Source organism: Aeromonas ichthyocola (genome assembly GCF_046087985.1).
Classification (GTDB): Bacteria; Pseudomonadota; Gammaproteobacteria; order Enterobacterales; family Aeromonadaceae; genus Aeromonas; species Aeromonas rivipollensis.
Window position 1 is genome coordinate 78075 of the sequence record NZ_JBJSWH010000008.1, and the last position, 16799, is coordinate 94873.

A 16799-nucleotide genomic window follows, 5' to 3' on the forward strand; every position below is an offset into this window, starting at 1 on the left:
ATGCTAAGCCTGCTCCCCGGCCCCCTGGTGCTGTTCATCAGCGCCGGCCTGACCATATTGTTCACCGCCCTGTGCGCCAGCCTGATCCTGCTGGTCTCCCTGGCGAAATTGCTGCTGCCCATCCCGGCCTTTGGCCGCGCCTGCAGCCGGCTCAACAATGGCTTCATGAGGCTGTGGCTGGGTTGCAACGCCCTGGTGATCCGCCTCACCACCCGCATCGACTGGCAGCTCGAGGATGACACCCGGCTGCGCAAGGATGGCTGGTACCTCATCATCAGCAACCACATGAGCTGGACCGACATAGTGGTGCTGGGCCACCTGTTCCGCGACAGGCTGCCGGTGCCCAAGTTCTTCATGAAGCACGAGCTCATCTACATACCGCTGCTGGGGCTCGCCTGCTGGGGGCTCGACATGCCCTTTATGCGTCGCTACTCACGGGAGTTTTTGCTGCGCAACCCGCACCTGAGGGGCAAGGACATAGAGACCACCCGCAACGCCTGCGAGAAGTTTCGCCACATCCCCACCACAGTCATCAACTTTGTGGAGGGGACCCGCTTCACCGAGGCGAAGCGAGAGGCGATCCGATCCCGCCACCGCCACCTGATGCCACCCAAGGCGGCGGGGCTCGCCTTCACGCTGGCGGCCATGGGGGAGCAGTTCGACAGCCTGATCAACGTCACCATCCGCTACCCGGACAACAGCGAAACGCCGTTCAAGGACTTCCTGATGGGGCGGATGAAGCGCATTCAGGTGCGCATCGAGGAGCTGCCAGTGGATGAGGCGCTGGTGGGTGACTACTTCAACGACAAGCAGTTCAAGCGCGGTTTTCAGGCGTGGCTGAACCAGCGCTGGCAGGAGAAGGACGAGGTACTGGAAGGGTGGCAGCGAGCTCAGGAGCCCCGCTGCGGTGGCCGCCAGGGAGAGTGCCAGAGCCAGCTCTGGCAACTGATCCTCGCTGAACACCTGAATGCCGTGACGGCGCAGCAGGGCCGTGGTCTTGCCCTCACCCGCCATGGAAACGCCTTCGAAGCGGCCGTTGTAGATGCGGCCACTGCCGCAGGAGGGGCTCCCCTCCTTGAGCAGGGCAAAGCGAATGCCCTGCGCCAGGCAGAGCCCGAGCGCCAGCTCGGCGCCGCGATCGAACTCGGCGGTCACATCCAGCCCGCTCTCGGTCACTACAAGCTCTCCCTGCCGCTCGGCGGGCGGACGCGGGGTCGGCAAGCCGCCCGCCACCTCGGGGCAAAACGCCAGCGCCCTCCCCTCGGCCCCCAGCGCATTCAGCCAGTCGCTGAGGATCCCCTTGCTCTGGCCGTCGTAGCGTACCGGCTGCCCCAGCAGGCAGGCACTCACCAGTACCCGGGGCGGCGCTTTATTCATGCTTCCGCTCCATGCATCACCTGATCGAACATCACGCAGCAGGGGCTCTCCAGCCGGTAGAGGATGGCGGGACGCTGCTTGCCGGTACGCTTGCGGCCGGTATCCACCAGGATGTCGGCACGATGGATCCGCTTGCGAAACGCCGCCGTGTTCATGGGGGTCTGCAGGACTATCTCGAAGGCCCGCTGCACCTCGGAGAGGGTGAACTCGGCCCCCAGCAGTTGCAGCGGCAGTGTGCTGTAGCGGCTCTTGATGCGCAGCCGCTCCAGCCCCATGACGACCAGCTGGCCGTGATCGAAGGCAAGGTCGAGGCTAGGCAGGGCCGAGAGCGGGTGCCAATGCCCTCGCACGGCCTCCGCCTCCGGCTCCACCAGACACAGATAGACCAGGGTGGTGGACCAGCCACGGGGATCCCGTTCCAGATTGCCGAGGGTACAGACCTGCTCGCTGTAGCAATGACCCAGCCCCCACTCCCCCAGCAGACGGTGACGGGCGGCATCCAGATCCCTATCCCGGGTCTCGTCGATGCGCAGGGCCGGCAACTGCCAGCAGTGGTTAAAGGGGGGGCGATCCCGGGTCTCGAGGAGCAGTTCGAGCCGCTCCTCGTTCAACCGCAGCACCACCATATCCAGACTCATTCTCGGCATCCTGGTCGACCTGCTCGCCTTCTAATAATGTTTGGTAGATAATATCACAAGAATATTATGTGCAGGAGCCACCCATGGGAACCATCGCCAGCCTGGATATAGATGCGCAGAAGGGCTTTACCCCCCTCTGCCCGAACGAGCTGCCCGTCGCGGGCGGGGCTGACATAGTGGCCGCTCTCAACGCGCAAGCCGCCCTCGCCAGCCTGCGGATCGGCAGCAAGGACGCCCACCCCGCGAACGCCGCCTGGGTCGTGACAACCCCCGCCGCCATGCTGCAACCGCTGGACCTGCCCAACGCCGATCTCACCTGGCCGACCCATTGCGTACCAGGCACTCCTGGCTTCGAGCTGCTCGATGGCCTGCCCGCCCCCATCGACTATGACTTCTTCGTCTGGAAGGGGGTCGAGCCGGACCTGCATCCCTATGGCGCCTGCTACCATGACCTGGCCGAGCGGCGCAGCACAGGGCTTATCGAATTCCTGCAAGCCCGGGGCGTCAGCACAGTACTGGTGGGCGGCCTCGCCACCGACTACTGCGTCAAGACCAGTGTGCTGCAACTGCGCCGTGCCGGTCTGCGGGTCATAGTGCACCTCGATGCCTGCCGTGGCATAGCCCCAGAGACGGTTGCCAGCGCCCACACCCAGATGATCGAGGCGGGTGCCGTACTGGCCCAGACCCTGATCGATGTACAACGCCTGCTGGACGCCTGATATGTCGCCGATCCTCACCCGCCAACTCGATACCGGCGCCTGCACCTTACCTATGCAGCAAGGGCGCGTCATCGTGCTCACCCGTCTGCGAGGAGCCTGATATGCCCCCTATCCTCACCAGCCTGCTCGACACCGACGCCTACAAGCTGCACATGCAGCAGGCGGTGTTCCATCGCTACCCGGATGCCGAGGTGGTGGCCGAGTTCCACAGCCGCAACGAGGAAGATCTGCTGCCCATGATGGGCGAGATCGAGGAGCAACTGCGCCTCGCCGGCTCCCTGCGCCTGACCGGCTCCGAACTCGATTTCCTGGCCGAGCGCCCCTTCTTCACCGCCGATTACCTCGATCACCTGCGCCGCAAGCCGCTGGATGCCTCCCTGCTCAAGGTGTTCGAGCAGGATGGCCGCATCAATGTGCGGGTCGAGGGACCCTGGCAGGACGTGATCCTGTGGGAGATCCCTGTGCTCGCCATCATCAGCGAGATGCGCAACCGCTTCCGCTATCCCCAGTTCGGGGTGAGCCATGCCCTGGCGCGGCTGGACCAGAAGATCGACAAGCTGGAGCGGGAACTCAGCCCCGAGGAGATGCAGGATTTCAACCTCATCGACTTCGGCACCCGCCGCCGCTTCTCCCATGCCGTGCAGGATGCCGTGGTGGGCCGCCTCAAGGAGCGCCTGCCGGCATTTCGGGGCACCAGCAACTACCAGCTGGCCCAGAAGTACCGGCTGCCGGCGGTGGGCACCCAGGCCCACGAATGGTTCCAGGCCCACCAGCAGCTCGGCTTCCCGCTGGAACACAGCCAGCGCGCGGCCCTCATCAGCTGGCTTGACGAGTTCACCAACCACCTGGGCATAGCCCTGACCGACTGCATCACCATGGATGCCTTCCTGCGCGACTTCGATTTCGAGCTGGCCAGCCGCTATCAGGGACTGCGCCACGATTCCGGTGACCCCGTGGTGTGGGGCGAGAAGGCCATCAGCCACTACCAGCGGCTCGGCATAGATCCCAAAGACAAGACGCTGGTCTTCTCCGACGGCCTCAACCTCGACAAGGCAGTCGAGCTATTTCGCCACTTCCGTGGCCGCATCAACACCAGCTTCGGCATCGGCACCAAGCTCACCTGCGATCTGCCCGGCGTCAGCCCGATGAACATCGTCTTCAAGCTGATGGAGTGCAACGGCGGCCCGGTCGCCAAGATCTCCGACAGCCCGGGCAAGACCCTGTGCCGGGACGCGGACTTCATCCGCAACCTCAAGCAGGCCTTCCACGTCGGGGTGTAACGCGCCTTTTTGAGGGGCCATCTTGCGCAGAGCACCGCAGGCCGAGATCCTGACCGGCAACGGCTCAGCCGCTTCATCGAGACCAAGCCCGAGAACTATCAGGGTATCGAAGCCGCCGCAACCCAGGCCGGTCTGCTGAAGTGATCGCCGTTGCACTGAGCGGGGCTGGGCTGCAGATCGGCCAGAGCCGCATACTGCATCCGCTTCGCCTGCAGATCGAGGCGGGGGAGTGTGTCGCCATCATAGGGCCGAGCGGCGCGGGCAAGACCAGCCTGCTGCGCCTGCTCGGCACCGAGCTGCGCGGCGAGGGGAAGCTTGCCCTCTGGGGACAGGATCCCTGGGCCCTCTCCACCCGGACCCGCCAGCGGCTGCGCAGCCGGATCGGCATGGTCTGGCAGCAGCCGCCCCTGCCCACCTCCCAGCCTGTGATGACCGCCGTGCTGGCTGGCAGACTCGGCCAGTGGTCCCTCGGCCGCGCCCTGCTCTCGCTGCTGCGCCCCTGCGATCCCGAAGGGGCCAGGGCCGAACTGGCCCGCCTCGGCCTCGCCGACAAGTGGCAGCAGCACTGCGGCGAGCTCTCCGGCGGCCAGTTGCAGCGGGTCGGCATCGCCCGGGTGCTCGATCAGAACCCGGAATCTGATCTTCCCGATGAGCCCAGTCTCGGCCCTGGATCCCGGTGCTGGCCGAAGCCAGCATACTCACCCTGCAACAACACAAGCCGCCGCACGCGGCAGTACGCTGATCACCAATCTTCATGCGGTGGATCTGCCTGCGCCACTTCCCGCGCATCATAGGCCTGCGTCAGGGCCGCATCCTGTTCGACTGCGCCGCCGAGGCGGTCAGCCCCGCCATGCTCGCCGAGCTCTATGGCAACGAGCAGCCGGGCAGCCTGGACGCAGAGCAGGCGCAGCCGTGCTAGCGTCGGCGCGCCTTGCGCCGTCCCTGGGGCTGGCTCCTGCTGCTGGCGCTCTATGGTCTCTGGCAGGATGCCACCAGCTGGCGCGCCCTGTTCGACGGCCAGAGCTGGCGGCAGATGGGCAACTTCCTCGCCACCAGCTGGCCACCCCGGCTGGATGCTGACTTCCTCGCCCTGACCCTGAGCGCTGCCCTGGAGAGCCTGGCTGTCGCCACACTTGGGCTGGCCGGTGCCCTGGTGCTCGGCGTTCCGTTCGCCCTGCTCGGCTCCCGTGCCCTGTCGCTGGCCGAGCTGGGGCCGGTTCCCAGCCCGCTGCGCGGCGCCTTGCGGGCCCTCAGCCGACTCATCGCCATCCTGCTGCGCAGCCTGCCCGAGCTCATCTGGGCGCTGCTGTTCGTGCGCCTGTCCGGGCTCGGGCCCCTGGCCGCCATCCTGGCCATCGCCGTCAGCTACGGCGGCATGTTGGCCAAGGTCTACAACGAGATCATGGAGAGCGGCGCCCTGCAACCGGCCCGCGCCCTGCTGCTCAGTGGCAGCGGCCGCCTGCAGGCGCTCTGGTATGGCGTGCTGCCTGCGGTGCGCCAGGAGTTGCTCTCCTACACCATCTATCGCTGGGAGTGCGCCCTGCGCGCCTCCGTCATCATGGGCTTCGTCGGCGCCGGCGGGCTCGGCCAGCAGCTCGATCTCTCCCTGCGCATGTTTGCCGGTGGCGAGGTGGCGACCCTGCTGCTGGCCTTCGTGGCGCTGGTGGTGCTGGCCGATGGCCTGAGTGCCTGGCTACGCCACAGCGGCGCCCCCGGCATGCTGCTCGGTGCCCTGCTGCTGCTCGCCAGCCTGGGGGCCTTCACCCTGCTCGACTGGCGCACCCTCAGCTTCTCACTCGGCGGCATGGGGCGCTTCTGCGGGAATTTCAGCACCTGACTGGTCGGCCCCCTTCCTCTGAGCTGGTGGCAGGTGGCCTCTTGATACGGTACAGATGGCGCTGCTGAGCACACTGCTCAGCGCCCTGCTGGCCACGGGGCTGGCCAGCCTGGCCGGCGCGCCAGTTCTGGCCGCTGCGGCTGCTGTTCAACCTGCTGCGTTCCGTGCCCGAGCTCATCTTCGCTCTGACCGAGGGTAAAAACAAAAAGCCCGCCGGTTTGCACCGGCGGGCTTTTTTATCGACTCGGGAGAGGTCAGTCTTTCTTGGCCAGCAGGAATTTCACCAGCTGGTTGAACTGCTCCTGGGAGGTGATGGATTCAATCTTCACCAGGTACTTGCCATTGACCAGGAAGGCCGGCACACCGCGAATGTTGTAGCTCTCGGTGTTGCGATCAAACTGGGAAACCATGCCGGAGACGGCGAAGCTGTCGACGGCACCGTCAAACTCTTCGGCCGGCACGCCGTTGTCCACGAAGATCTGCTTCACGTCGGCACGGCTCTGCGGCACCTGACGCTGGGTCTGGATCTTGTCGAAGATGACCGGAGTCAGCTTGCCTTCGACGTTCAGCAGGTTGGCGACGGCATAGGCGCGTTGCATCTCCGGGCCCATCTCACGGCCCAGGAAGGCCACCGGGTTCTTCTTCAGGGGCACACCCTTCCGGCAGGCCGGCCTTCAGCTCGGTCAACGATCGGTTCGAAGGTAGCGCAGTGCGGGCAGAAATAGGAGAAGAACTCCAGCACTTCAGGTTGGGCGCTGCCGGTCTGGGTGACCACGTCATAGTTGACGCCTTCCTTGAATTCCGGGGCGGCGTGAACCATGGGGATCATCAGCATGGCAGCGAGGAAAAATAGTACTTTTTTCATGACGTTTCCTGTTAAGGGATCACTGTGAGGCACGCCCGGCGAACCGAAGCAGTCCAAGCCTATTGCGTCACCTTCCCGCCGTCAATGGCAAGGGCCGGAGATCAGCGACCCGGAGTCCTGCTGGTGCCACGCAAGATCCCTTCCATTTTACCAGTTCGGCATCAGCGTCAGGGGCAGTACCTGGAGCGCATCCTTCTGGTCGTACTGCGGGTATCGCGATTCGCCTGCCTTACCAGTTCGGCATCAGCGTCAGGGGCGGCGCCTTGAGCGCTTCCAGCTGGTCGTGCAGGGTCGCTATCTGCTGGCGCCAGTAGTGATCCGTATTGAACCAGGGGAAGTGACGGGGGAAGGCGGGATCCTCCCAGCGCCGGGCCAGCCAGGCCATGTAGTGGACTATGCGCATGGCTCGCAGCGGTTCGATCAGCGCCAGCTCCCGCGGGTCGAACTCCATGAACTCCTCGTAGCCGGCCAGCAGGGTGTCGAGCTGGATCTGCTGCTCGTGGCGCTCGCCGCTCAGCATCATCCAGAGATCCTGGATGGCGGGGCCGGTGCGGCAGTCGTCGAGATCGACGAACAGGGGGCCGTCACGCCACAGTATGTTGCCGGGGTGGCAATCCCCGTGCAGGGAGATGCGGGCCACGTCCAGGGTCATGGCGTCGCAGACATGCCGGATCAGCTCGTCGAGCACCCCGAAGAACTGCTTGGCCAGGCCGCTCGGCACCCACTCCCCGGCCGCCAGCAACTGACGCGGCTCGTGCAGCATGCTCTCCACGTCCAGCTGGACCCGATGGTGGAAGGAGTGACTGGCCCCGACACTGTGGATGCGGCCGAGATAGCGCCCCACCCACTCCAGCTGATCCAGATTGTCCACCTCGAACTGGCGACCACCGACGCTCTGCCAGATGGCGAAGGGGTAGCCCTGATACTCCAGCAGGGTCTCGCCGGCAAAGGCGATGGGGGCGGCGACCGGGATCTCCGTCTCACGCAGGCGAGCGGCAAACTCGTGCTCCTCGAGGATCTGGGCCCGGCTCCAGCGACCGGGGCGGTAGAACTTCACCACGTAACGGCGACGCTCCTCATCCTGAAACTGGTAGACCCGGTTTTCATAGCTGTTGAGCTCGATGAGGCCGGAGTCGATGCGCAGGCCGCTGAGATCGATCGCATCCATGATGAGGTCGGGATTGAGGTCGGAATAGTTGAAACGCATGTCATCCACCATGAGAAAGGGGCGCTGTTGCGCCCCATTCTATCCGAGATAGCCAATCAATGCCGCCCATGATCCCGATCCGGAACATTCCACGGACGCCCGTGGCACGCCGGATCAGCCGTCCGGGACGGCCCCTCAGAGTCGGCTGATAAACTTGCTGGGCTGGCGCAGGGTGCCCTTGCTGTCGTCCGGTGCGGCTCCTTCCCGTTTGAGCACGAACTGGACATCCAGGGTCGGCCGCTTCAGGTTGAAGGGATCCACCGCCAGGCTCACCGGCAGGGTGAAGATTTCCCCTGGTTTGAGAGTCACTTCCCTCGGGCCGAACCACTGGTGCTCCGGCAACCCTTCCACATCCAGCTGATAGGTCTGGGATTGCAGGGTCTTGTTGAGGATCTTCAGGGTATAGGTGTTCTCGATGAGCCCCTCGCTGTTCTCCCGGAACAGCTGGTTGCGATCCCGCAGTATGTCGAGCCCCATGGGCATGATGGACATGGCGTTGTAGACGAAGACCCCCAGCATGATGACCATCACCAGGCCATAGCCGAGCAGCTTGGGCCTGGCCACATGGGTCTGGTTGTGGGCCAGCTTGTGCTCTGTGGTGTAGCTGATCAGCCCCTTCGGATAGCCCATCCGATCCATGGTCTGATCGCAGGCATCGACACAGGCGCCGCAGTTGATGCACTCGTACTGCAGGCCGTCGCGGATGTCGATACCGGTCGGGCAGACCTGCACGCAGAGATCGCAATCGATGCAGTCCCCCAGCCCCAGCGCCTTGGGATCTGCCTTGCGGCCACGGGCGCCACGGGTCTCGCCGCGTTTGCTGTCGTAGCCGACTATGTAGGTGTCCTTGTCGAACATGGCGGACTGGAAGCGGGCATAGGGGCACATGTGGATGCACATGATGGCGCGCATCCAGCCGGCGTTGCCGTAGGTGCAGGCGGCGAAGAAGAGCACCCAGAAGATGACCCAGCCGCTCGCCTGCAGGGTGAAGAAGTCACGCAGCAGCTGGAACACATCCTGGAAGTAGGCGACGAAGGTGAGGCCGGTGCCCAGGGACAGCAGGATCCAGGCCAGGTGCTTGGCGCCCTTGCGGGCCAGCTTCTCGCCACTCCAGGGGGCGGCATCCAGCTTGCGGCGCTTGTTGGCGGCGCCTTCCAGCTTCTCTTCGAACCAGATGAACATGAAGGTCCACACCGTCTGGGGGCAGAGATAGCCGCACCAGACCCGGCCGAGGAAGGTGGTGACGAAGAAGAGGGCGAAGGCGGCGATCATGAAGACCCAGGCCAGCAGGGTCAGATCCTGCGGCCAGATGGTGGCGCCGAAGATGTGGAACTGCTGGTGCTCCAGATCGAACAGCACCGCCTGGCGGCCGTCGTAGCGCAGCAGGGGCAAGGTGACGAAGAGGGCGACGAAGAACCAGCCCATGGCCTTGCGCACCAGCTGCCAGTAGCCGGTCTGGGACCTGACGTAGATGCGGTTGCCGGGATTGAACCTGTCATCACCCGCCTTGAACGTGTGGGGATTGAAGGTCCCGGTGACGTTTTTGTCGGTCACATCCTTGATATCGATCTTGTCCTGGTCGGCCATTGCAGCACATAGCTCCACTCATATTGTTATGAAGGCGATTATATCTTAAACAGCCTGCTAATTGTGTGGGTTAAATGTATCTATAGTTCGAGTGCCGTCGCAATTTTAGGCAACAAAAAAGGCCCATAGCCAGTTGACTATGGGCCTTTTTAGAGATTCTCTTGAAACCTTCCTCTTCCAGCAACCCGGCGGTCGGGTTACTTGATGCCGCGGGCCTTGAGCAGGGCTTCCTTGAAGTCCGGAACATGATCCTTGGCCAGGCCCGGAATCATCGCCTGCTTGTCGGATTCGCGCATCTTGAGGTGGTAGATCAGCATGTCGTCGGTCAGCTCGGACAGGGCGCCCTCATAGCCGGCCTCTGCCGCCAGTTTGGCGATGAATTGCACCAGGCTGAGATCCTGCTCCTTGATCCAGGCGGGCTGCAGCAGCTCCAGCAGCTCTTCGATACGATGACATTGCATAGACGACCTCTTTAATCTGTCATGTGAAACTCAGGCAACCTTACCCATCAAGGCTACTTCGATACGATCCCGGCCATTATGCTTGGCCTGATAGAGGGCCGCATCCGCTTTTTGGATAAGCTCGGCGATGGAGTTGTGCTGATCCGGCACCAGGGTCGCCACCCCGAAGCTGCAGCTGACCCGGCCGGATACCCGGGACTTGTGGTGGGGAATGCCCAGGGTACGCAGGGCAGTTTGCACCTGTTCGGCGATCTGCATGGCCCCCTGCAAGGTGGTACAGGGCAGCAGCAGGGCGAACTCCTCCCCGCCGTAACGGGCGGCCAGATCGTCCTCCCGCCGCAGCACCTCGGCCAGCAGGCTCGCCACCTGCTGCAGGCACTGGTCCCCCAGCTGGTGGCCATAGTGATCGTTGAATTGCTTGAAGTAGTCCACATCCACCAGCACCAGGGAGAGGGGCGCCCTGGCCCTGTGACAGCGGCGCCAGGCTCGCGCCAGGGTGTCGTCGAGGTGAGCCCGGTTGGCGATGCCGGTCAGGCCGTCCAGGCGGGAGGTGAGCTTGAGATGCTCTGAGACCGCCTTGAGCTCGGCCACCAGGTCGGCGTTGGAGAAACTGTGGTAGAGGGAGGCCACCTGATCCCGGCGCAACCGGCGCAGCAGGGTCGGCAGAAACACGAACAGGTAACCCGCCAGCATGCAGGAGACGATCCGCTCCTGCTCGTTGCCGTCGCTGAGCTCGAACAGCATGGCGAATCCGAGCGGCAGCACGGCCCCGTAGAGGGTGCGGCGACTGCCGAACAGCATGATGGCGCTGCCGGTGAGGATCAGGCTGGTGAGCATCATCATGGCGGCGCGGTAGGTGTCCGGCAGTCTGTCCATGTAGAGCAGCACGCCGAGGGCCCAGATGATGGAGGTGATGGTCACCCCGATGAAGAGCTCCCGCTCCAGCACCGGCAACGGAAGCTCCGTCAACCTGGGCTGACGCCAGCGCAGGTGCCACCAGCGTCCCAGCAACAGCAGGAAGACCAGGCCAAGCCAGCCGAGCGCCTCCCTGGCGGGCAGGTAGTCGTGGAACAGCAGGCTCCAGCTGATCGCCAGCAGCGCCAGACAAGGCAGGCTGAAGGAGGCGTGGGTATAGAGCTGGACCATGATGGCCCGCCGCACCTGGTGATTCACACTCTGGGTCAACTGGGTACTCCCTGTACAAGAGCCGCACAGTTTAACACTCCCTTTTCCTGCTCAACAATCAATCGCCCGCTATTAAGCAGCCACTCAGCCCCCAATCCGCCGTGCGCCGCGCCCCACAGGCGGGATCCCGGGCCGCCCCGGCCTGCCCGGGCTACCTCAGCCCTTCTCGAGTTCGTCGAGGATGGGACATTGTGGATTCGCGTCCCCGTGGCAGCACCCCACCACCTCCTCCAGGGAGCTGAGCATGGCTTGCAGACCGGCGATCCGGGCCCGCAGATCGACGATCTTCTCCTGCGCCAGCTTCTTCACCTGGGCACTGGTCCTGTGCTCGTCCCGATAGAGCGCCAGCAGCTCCTGACACTCCTCCAGGTTGAAGCCGGTTTCCCGCGCCCGCTTGACGAAGCGCAGCTCCCGCAGGGCGCCGTCTGTGTAGCTGCGATAGCCGTTGTCACTGCGCACCGGTGCCGAGATGAGGCCGATGCTCTCGTAGTAGCGAATGGTCTTGGCGGACAGCCCAGTGGCCTTGGCAACCTTGCTGATGTTCATGTATGGCTCCTTTTCGATTCAGATTGGCGCTGGCCGCCCGCCCTGGGCTGCCAGCGTTTCAGTAACAGGGAATTGCTCAATACCGTGATGCTACTCAGGGCCATGGCCGCCCCCGCCAGCTCGGGGCTGAGATAGCCCAGCGCCGCCAGCGGAATGCCGATGATGTTGAACACGAAGGCCCAGAACAGGTTCTGCTGTATGGTGCGCCAGGTGGCCGCCGAGATGTCGATGGCATCGGCCACCAACCGCGGGTCAGATCGCATGAGGGTGATGGAGGCGGTCTCCATGGCGACATCCGAGCCTGAGCCCATGGCGATCCCCACATCCGCCGCCGCCAGCGCCGGGGCGTCGTTCACCCCGTCCCCCACCATGGCCACCAGGCCCTGGGTACGGGCGCGTAGCGCCTCCACTTTCTCCACCTTGCCGGCGGGCAGCACAGAGTCAAAGGCGCCGTCCAGCCCCAGCTTGGCGGCGATGTGGGCCACGGGTGCCGGCGCATCGCCGCTCACCAGCCAGCTGGCGATGCCGCGCTGGCGCAGTATGGCGATGGCCTCGGGGCTCTCGGGGCGCAGGGTATCGGCCAGGGCGGCGATAGCCACAGCCACGCCGTCGATGGCGACCCAGACCCGGGTCGCGCCGTCGGCGGGCGCTTCATCCTGCTGTGGCGGCTCAATGCCGAGCTGAGCCAGCAGGGAGGGATTGCCGATGGCCACCCTGTGCCCAGCCACCTGACCGAGAATACCGGCACCGACCCGCACCTCCACGGCTTCAGGCTGGGGCAGCACGACCTCTTTGCCGACCGCCTCGCGCATCGCCAGCGCCAGCGGGTGCTCGCTCGCCTGTTGCAGGGCGGCGGCGAGCCTAAGTTGTTCGTCGGTGCCGCTCCAGCTCGCCAGCACCGGCCGCCCCTGAGTCAGGGTGCCAGTCTTGTCGAAGATCAGCGCCTTGATGGCATGGGCCTTCTGCAGGGTATCCACGTCCTTGATCAGGATGCCGTGGCGAGCCGCCACCCCGGTGCCGGTGACGATGGCGGCCGGGGTCGCCAGCCCCAGGGCGCAGGGGCAGGCGATCACCAGCACGGCAACAGCGGCCAGCAGCGCCTGGCCGAAGTCGTTGCTTGCGGCATACCAGGCCAGCAGGGTGAACAGGGCGATGGCCATGACCACGGGCACGAAGATGGCGGAGACCCTGTCCACCAGCTGTTGCAGCGGCGCCTTACCCATCTGGGCACGCTCCACCAGGGCGATGATCTTGCTGAGGCTGGAGTCTTCCCCCACAGTAGTGGCCTCTATCTCCAGCACGCCGGAGCGGTTGATGGCGCCACCCAGCACGGCATCCCCCAGTGCGCGCGGCACCGGCAGGCTCTCGCCGGTGAGAATGGATTCATCCAGCTCGCTCTCACCACTCAGGATCTTGCCGTCCACCGGCACCCGCTCCCCCACCAGCACCCGCAACCTGTCGCCGCGCAGCACCTCGTCGATGGCGACGCTCTGCCAGGCCTCGCCGCGCCAGACGGTGGCGGTGTCCGGCCGCAGCGCCATCAGCTCGCGAATGGCGGACTGGGTACTGCGGCGGGCCCTCGCCTCCAGCAGTTTCCCCAGTGAAATCAGGGTAATGATGATGGCGCTCGCCTCGAAATAGAGCTTGCCGCTGGCAGCCACGCCTAAGGTCAGCAGCAGATAGAGGCTGTAGAAGTAGGCGGCACTGGTGCCTGTCACCACCAGCACATCCATGTTGGCGGCGCGGTTCTTGAGGGCAAGCCAGGCGCCGCGATAGAAGCGGGCACCGATCCAGAACTGCACCGGGGTGGCGAGCACCAGCTCCAGCCAGGCGGGCAGATGCCAGGGGAACAGTCCGGCCATCGCGACCATGCCCACCAGCAGCGGCAGGGTGAGCAGAGCCGAAATAACAACCTGAGTCAGTGCCTGGCGGGCGGCGGCGGCCTCCTGTTCCTCACGGGCCAGCAGTTGCTGACGGCGCTGGCTGACTGAGCCTTGCGCCAGCTGGGCACCGAAGCCAAGCGCTTCTATATGGGTGCGCAGGGAAGCCGGGGTCTGGGTGCCGGGCACCAGCAGGATGCGGGCCTGCTCGAGGGAGAAATTGACCTCGGCCGAGATGACGCCAGGCAGTGCCGCCAGCATCTTGTTCAGCCGCGCCGAACAACCGGCACAGGTCATGCCGCTGATTTGGAAGGAGATCGTCTCATGGCCGTAGCCATAGCCCTGCCCCGTGATGCTGTCGAGGACCTCGGGCAGACGAGCCGGGTCACCGAGTTCGATGGCTGCCTGCTCCAGCGCGAAGTTGACGCTGGCCGTCACGCCGTCGAGCTGGTTGAGGGCGGCCGTGATGCGGCTGGCGCAGTTGGCGCAGCTCATGCCGCTGACGGGAAGTTGAATATGCATGGTCATGACAATCCTCCTCGGATAGACCAGCAAACCTTAACCTTTACTGTAAGGGCAAGCTCAAGGGAGCGCACCGACTTTTTGTGCAAATAAAAAACGGCGCCTGTTGGCGCCGTTGATGCGTTCGGCAGCATGCCGATCTGCCCTATTCTCCCCTCTCGGGAGAAGAGCCGGGGATGAGGGAACCTAGTCGTCAGATGCCGTACTGGGCGCGGTAGGCCTTCATGGCCGCCAGTTGCTCGGCCAGCGCGGGCTGCTCTGCCTGCTTCTCTTCCAGATACTTGATCAGGTCGCTCATCTGGATGATGGCGATGATGTGGGCGCCGTAGTCACGCTCCACTTCCTGGATGGCGGAGAGCTCGCCCTTGCCCTTCTCCTGACGATCCAGGGCGATCAGCACCCCGGCCAGGGAGGCGCCGTTGGCCTGGATCAGATCCATGGATTCGCGGATGGCGGTCCCGGCGGTGATGACGTCGTCCACCAGCATGATGCGCCCCTTGAGCGGGCTGCCCACCAGATTGCCGCCCTCGCCGTGATCCTTGGCCTCCTTGCGGTTGAAGCACCAGGGCACGTCCACGTCGTGCTGCTCCACCAGCTGCACCGCGGTGGCAGAGGCGATGGGGATCCCCTTGTAGGCCGGGCCAAACAGCACATCGAATTCGATGCCGGCATCCATCAGGGCGGCAGCATAGAAGCGGCCGAGGCGGGCCAGATCGCGGCCGCTGTTGAACAGGCCGGCGTTGAAGAAGTAGGGGCTCTTGCGGCCGGATTTCAGGGTGAACTCACCGAATTTGAGAACCTGTTTCTCCAGGGCGAACTCGATAAATTGACGCTGGTAGGCTTTCATTCTGGCTCCTTGCTTGGCTTGTCGTTTACTGGTGTGGGGGTATAAAAAAACGCGGTCAATGCCGCGTTTTTCAAATCAGAAATTCAGGAGAGCGCCTGCTTCTGCAGCGCTATGATGTCGTCGATGCCGCCCTTGGCGAGCGCCAGCATCGCCAGCAGCTCCTCGTGGGTGAAGGGCTCGGCCTCGGCGGTGCCCTGCACCTCTATGATGCGACCGTCTTCGGTCATCACCACGTTCATGTCGGTCTCGGCGGCAGAATCTTCCACGTACTCCAGATCGCAGATGGCTTCGCCCTGATACATGCCGACGGAGACGGCCGCGATCATCTGCTTGAGCGGGCTCTGCTTGAGCATGCCCTTCTCGACCATCCAGTTCAGCGCATCCACCAGGGCTACGCAGGCACCTGTGATGGCGGCGGTGCGGGTGCCGCCGTCGGCCTGCAGCACGTCACAGTCCACAGTGATGGAGTGCTCGCCGAGCGCGGTCAAATCCACGGCGGCACGCAGGGAGCGGGCGATCAGTCGGGAGATCTCCAGGGTGCGACCGCTCTGCTTGCCGGCGGCCGCCTCGCGGTTCATGCGCGAATGGGTGGAGCGCGGCAGCATGCCGTACTCGGCGGTGACCCAGCCCTGACCCTTGCCTTTCAGGAAGCGCGGCACGCTGGTGTCGACGCTGGCGGTGCACAGCACGCGGGTGTGGCCGAACTCCACCAGCACAGATCCTTCCGCATGCTTGGTGAAGTTGCGGGTGATGGTAACCGGGCGCACTTGCGCGGCACTGCGATCGCTGGGACGGGACATGGGACTGACCTCTGGGCTGGCTGAATTGGCGCAGGAGTATAAGCCATTGCTACTCAAATATCAGCCGCTAAAACCACGGCATCGGCTGACGGGGCAAGCCTGGCTGAGTATACTGGCCGCACACTTCATCAAGCCCGGAACAATCAATGATTCACAGCATGACCGCCTACGCCCGCAAGGAATTCAAGGGCGACTGGGGCACAGCCGTTTGGGAAATTCGTTCGGTCAACCAGCGCTATCTGGAAACCTACATCCGCCTGCCGGAGCAGCTGCGCAGCCTGGAGCCGGTCCTGCGTGAGCGTTTCCGTGCCAAGCTGCAGCGCGGCAAGGTGGAGTGCAACCTGAGGTTCGAGGCAGCCCAAGCCGCCGCCAGCCAACTGCACATCAATGAGGAGCTGGCCAAGCTCATCATCGACAGCGCCAACTGGGTAATGAAAGAAGCGGGCCAGGGCCAGCTCAACCCGGTGGACGTGCTGCGCTGGCCGGGTGTCATGGCCGCCGCCGAGCAGGACATGGACGCGGTCGCCACCGAGCTGCTCGGCGGTTTCGATCTGACCATGGAAGACTTCCTCGCCTCCCGCGCCAGCGAAGGGGCTAACCTCAAGGCGCTGATCCAGCAACGTCTGGACGGCATCCAGGTGGAAGTGAAGAAGGTGCGCGTCCACCTGCCGCAAATCATCGAGTGGCAGCGCCAGAAGCTCACCGACCGCCTGGCCGAGGCCAAGGTGGAACTGGATCCTGCACGCATCGAACAGGAAATCGTGCTGCTGGCCCAGAAGATCGACGTGGCCGAAGAGCTGGATCGCCTGGAGATGCACATCAGCGAAACCATCAAGATCATGAAGAAGGGTGGCGCCTGCGGCCGTCGTCTCGACTTCATGATGCAGGAGTTCAACCGCGAGTCGAACACGCTCGGTTCGAAATCCATCAACGCCGAGGTGACCCAGTCCGCCGTCGAGCTGAAGGTCCTCATCGAGCAGATGCGCGAGCAAATTCAAAACATCGAGTGACCCCCTCATCGATGCACCAGCCCCCGCCACGCGGGGGC

15 protein-coding genes and 4 pseudogenes are annotated in these 16799 nt (G+C 64.3%); 8 read left to right on the forward strand and 11 right to left on the reverse strand.

From position 1 onward, the window contains the following. Nucleotides 1-949, forward strand: a pseudogene (locus tag ACF2JD_RS20675) (acyltransferase). On the opposite strand, the pseudogene ACF2JD_RS20680 reads toward ACF2JD_RS20675, so the two are convergent. Both ACF2JD_RS20680 and ACF2JD_RS20685 read right to left on the reverse strand, forming a co-directional pair. Beyond that, nucleotides 910-1377, reverse strand: a pseudogene (locus ACF2JD_RS20680) (DUF523 domain-containing protein); the annotation flags it as partial. The pseudogenes ACF2JD_RS20675 and ACF2JD_RS20680 sit on opposite strands and share 40 nt — an antisense overlap. Continuing rightward, the gene (locus ACF2JD_RS20685; protein ID WP_440988105.1) at nucleotides 1374-2024 is read right to left on the reverse strand and encodes an NrtR DNA-binding winged helix domain-containing protein; all 651 of its coding nucleotides are present in this window, start codon (nucleotides 2022-2024) and stop codon (nucleotides 1374-1376) included. The pseudogene ACF2JD_RS20680 and the gene ACF2JD_RS20685, both read right to left, overlap by 4 nt. A gap of 74 nt (nucleotides 2025-2098) precedes the next feature. Between ACF2JD_RS20685 and ACF2JD_RS20690 the strand changes: the two genes are divergently transcribed. The 6 genes and pseudogenes from ACF2JD_RS20690 to ACF2JD_RS20715 all read left to right on the forward strand — a co-directional run. Then, nucleotides 2099-2734, forward strand: a complete 636-nt coding sequence (locus ACF2JD_RS20690; protein ID WP_440988106.1) for a nicotinamidase — start codon at nucleotides 2099-2101, stop codon at nucleotides 2732-2734. A 101-nt stretch (nucleotides 2735-2835) separates the two neighbouring features. Then, on the forward strand, nucleotides 2836-4014 hold the full coding sequence (pncB, locus tag ACF2JD_RS20695) for a nicotinate phosphoribosyltransferase (protein ID WP_025328755.1): 1179 nt from the start codon (nucleotides 2836-2838) through the stop codon (nucleotides 4012-4014). A 9-nt stretch (nucleotides 4015-4023) separates the two neighbouring features. After that, nucleotides 4024-4158, forward strand: coding sequence for a hypothetical protein (locus ACF2JD_RS20700; RefSeq protein WP_440988122.1), 135 nt, complete (start codon nucleotides 4024-4026; stop codon nucleotides 4156-4158). Next, nucleotides 4155-4808 carry an ATP-binding cassette domain-containing protein gene (locus ACF2JD_RS20705; protein WP_440988107.1) on the forward strand — a complete coding sequence of 218 codons (654 nt, stop codon included), beginning with the start codon at nucleotides 4155-4157 and terminating at the stop codon, nucleotides 4806-4808. The genes ACF2JD_RS20700 and ACF2JD_RS20705 overlap by 4 nt, the downstream gene beginning before the upstream one ends. Continuing rightward, nucleotides 4769-4933, forward strand: coding sequence for a hypothetical protein (locus tag ACF2JD_RS20710; protein WP_440988108.1), 165 nt, complete (start codon nucleotides 4769-4771; stop codon nucleotides 4931-4933). The genes ACF2JD_RS20705 and ACF2JD_RS20710 overlap by 40 nt, the downstream gene beginning before the upstream one ends. A 12-nt stretch (nucleotides 4934-4945) precedes the next feature. After that, nucleotides 4946-6036 (forward strand): annotated as a pseudogene (locus ACF2JD_RS20715) (ABC transporter permease subunit); the annotation flags it as partial. A 69-nt stretch (nucleotides 6037-6105) separates the two neighbouring features. On the opposite strand, the pseudogene ACF2JD_RS20720 reads toward ACF2JD_RS20715, so the two are convergent. The 9 genes and pseudogenes from ACF2JD_RS20720 to rph all read right to left on the reverse strand — a co-directional run bounded on the left by ACF2JD_RS20720 (nucleotide 6106) and on the right by rph (nucleotide 15751). Continuing rightward, a pseudogene (locus ACF2JD_RS20720) lies at nucleotides 6106-6716 on the reverse strand (thiol:disulfide interchange protein DsbA/DsbL). 229 nt (nucleotides 6717-6945) lie between these two features. Then, the gene (locus tag ACF2JD_RS20725) at nucleotides 6946-7935 is read right to left on the reverse strand and encodes a serine/threonine protein kinase (RefSeq protein ID WP_111910825.1); all 990 of its coding nucleotides are present in this window, start codon (nucleotides 7933-7935) and stop codon (nucleotides 6946-6948) included. Nucleotides 7936-8058: 123 nt separating this feature from the next. Next, nucleotides 8059-9510: a cytochrome c oxidase accessory protein CcoG gene (gene ccoG, locus ACF2JD_RS20730; protein ID WP_440988109.1), complete on the reverse strand. Its 1452-nt coding sequence runs from the start codon at nucleotides 9508-9510 to the stop codon at nucleotides 8059-8061. Between the two features lie 197 nt (nucleotides 9511-9707). After that, nucleotides 9708-9971, reverse strand: a complete 264-nt coding sequence (locus ACF2JD_RS20735) for a YihD family protein (RefSeq protein WP_025328759.1) — start codon at nucleotides 9969-9971, stop codon at nucleotides 9708-9710. 30 nt (nucleotides 9972-10001) lie between these two features. Beyond that, nucleotides 10002-11156 carry a GGDEF domain-containing protein gene (locus tag ACF2JD_RS20740; RefSeq protein WP_162627252.1) on the reverse strand — a complete coding sequence of 385 codons (1155 nt, stop codon included), beginning with the start codon at nucleotides 11154-11156 and terminating at the stop codon, nucleotides 10002-10004. Nucleotides 11157-11312: 156 nt separating this feature from the next. After that, complete coding sequence (cueR, locus tag ACF2JD_RS20745; RefSeq protein WP_005323722.1) at nucleotides 11313-11702, reverse strand: Cu(I)-responsive transcriptional regulator; 390 nt, start codon at nucleotides 11700-11702, stop codon at nucleotides 11313-11315. Then, nucleotides 11699-14110, reverse strand: coding sequence for a heavy metal translocating P-type ATPase (locus ACF2JD_RS20750; RefSeq protein WP_440988110.1), 2412 nt, complete (start codon nucleotides 14108-14110; stop codon nucleotides 11699-11701). The genes cueR and ACF2JD_RS20750 overlap by 4 nt, the downstream gene beginning before the upstream one ends. Nucleotides 14111-14297: 187 nt before the next feature. After that, the gene (gene pyrE / locus ACF2JD_RS20755; protein ID WP_111910822.1) at nucleotides 14298-14951 is read right to left on the reverse strand and encodes an orotate phosphoribosyltransferase; all 654 of its coding nucleotides are present in this window, start codon (nucleotides 14949-14951) and stop codon (nucleotides 14298-14300) included. 83 nt (nucleotides 14952-15034) lie between these two features. Then, on the reverse strand, nucleotides 15035-15751 hold the full coding sequence (rph, locus tag ACF2JD_RS20760) for a ribonuclease PH (protein ID WP_025328763.1): 717 nt from the start codon (nucleotides 15749-15751) through the stop codon (nucleotides 15035-15037). 146 nt (nucleotides 15752-15897) lie between these two features. On the opposite strand from rph, the gene ACF2JD_RS20765 reads away from it, so the two are divergent. Continuing rightward, complete coding sequence (locus ACF2JD_RS20765) at nucleotides 15898-16761, forward strand: YicC/YloC family endoribonuclease (protein WP_163157541.1); 864 nt, start codon at nucleotides 15898-15900, stop codon at nucleotides 16759-16761. The last annotated feature ends 38 nt before the right edge of the window (nucleotides 16762-16799 follow it).

Excerpts from the sequence above, each read along its gene's own strand:
- ACF2JD_RS20710 (WP_440988108.1), top strand. The coding sequence starts at position 4,769 with ATGCGGTGGATCTGCCTGCGCCACTTCCCGCGCATCATAGGCCTGCGT.
- ACF2JD_RS20735 (WP_025328759.1), bottom strand. The coding sequence starts at position 9,971 with ATGCAATGTCATCGTATCGAAGAGCTGCTGGAGCTGCTGCAGCCCGCC.
- ACF2JD_RS20685 (WP_440988105.1), bottom strand. The coding sequence starts at position 2,024 with ATGCCGAGAATGAGTCTGGATATGGTGGTGCTGCGGTTGAACGAGGAG.
- cueR (WP_005323722.1), bottom strand. The coding sequence starts at position 11,702 with ATGAACATCAGCAAGGTTGCCAAGGCCACTGGGCTGTCCGCCAAGACC.
- ACF2JD_RS20765 (WP_163157541.1), top strand. The coding sequence starts at position 15,898 with ATGATTCACAGCATGACCGCCTACGCCCGCAAGGAATTCAAGGGCGAC.
- pyrE (WP_111910822.1), bottom strand. The coding sequence starts at position 14,951 with ATGAAAGCCTACCAGCGTCAATTTATCGAGTTCGCCCTGGAGAAACAG.
- ccoG (WP_440988109.1), bottom strand. The coding sequence starts at position 9,510 with ATGGCCGACCAGGACAAGATCGATATCAAGGATGTGACCGACAAAAAC.
- ACF2JD_RS20750 (WP_440988110.1), bottom strand. The coding sequence starts at position 14,110 with ATGACCATGCATATTCAACTTCCCGTCAGCGGCATGAGCTGCGCCAAC.
- ACF2JD_RS20725 (WP_111910825.1), bottom strand. The coding sequence starts at position 7,935 with ATGGTGGATGACATGCGTTTCAACTATTCCGACCTCAATCCCGACCTC.
- ACF2JD_RS20690 (WP_440988106.1), top strand. The coding sequence starts at position 2,099 with ATGGGAACCATCGCCAGCCTGGATATAGATGCGCAGAAGGGCTTTACC.
- pncB (WP_025328755.1), top strand. The coding sequence starts at position 2,836 with ATGCCCCCTATCCTCACCAGCCTGCTCGACACCGACGCCTACAAGCTG.
- rph (WP_025328763.1), bottom strand. The coding sequence starts at position 15,751 with ATGTCCCGTCCCAGCGATCGCAGTGCCGCGCAAGTGCGCCCGGTTACC.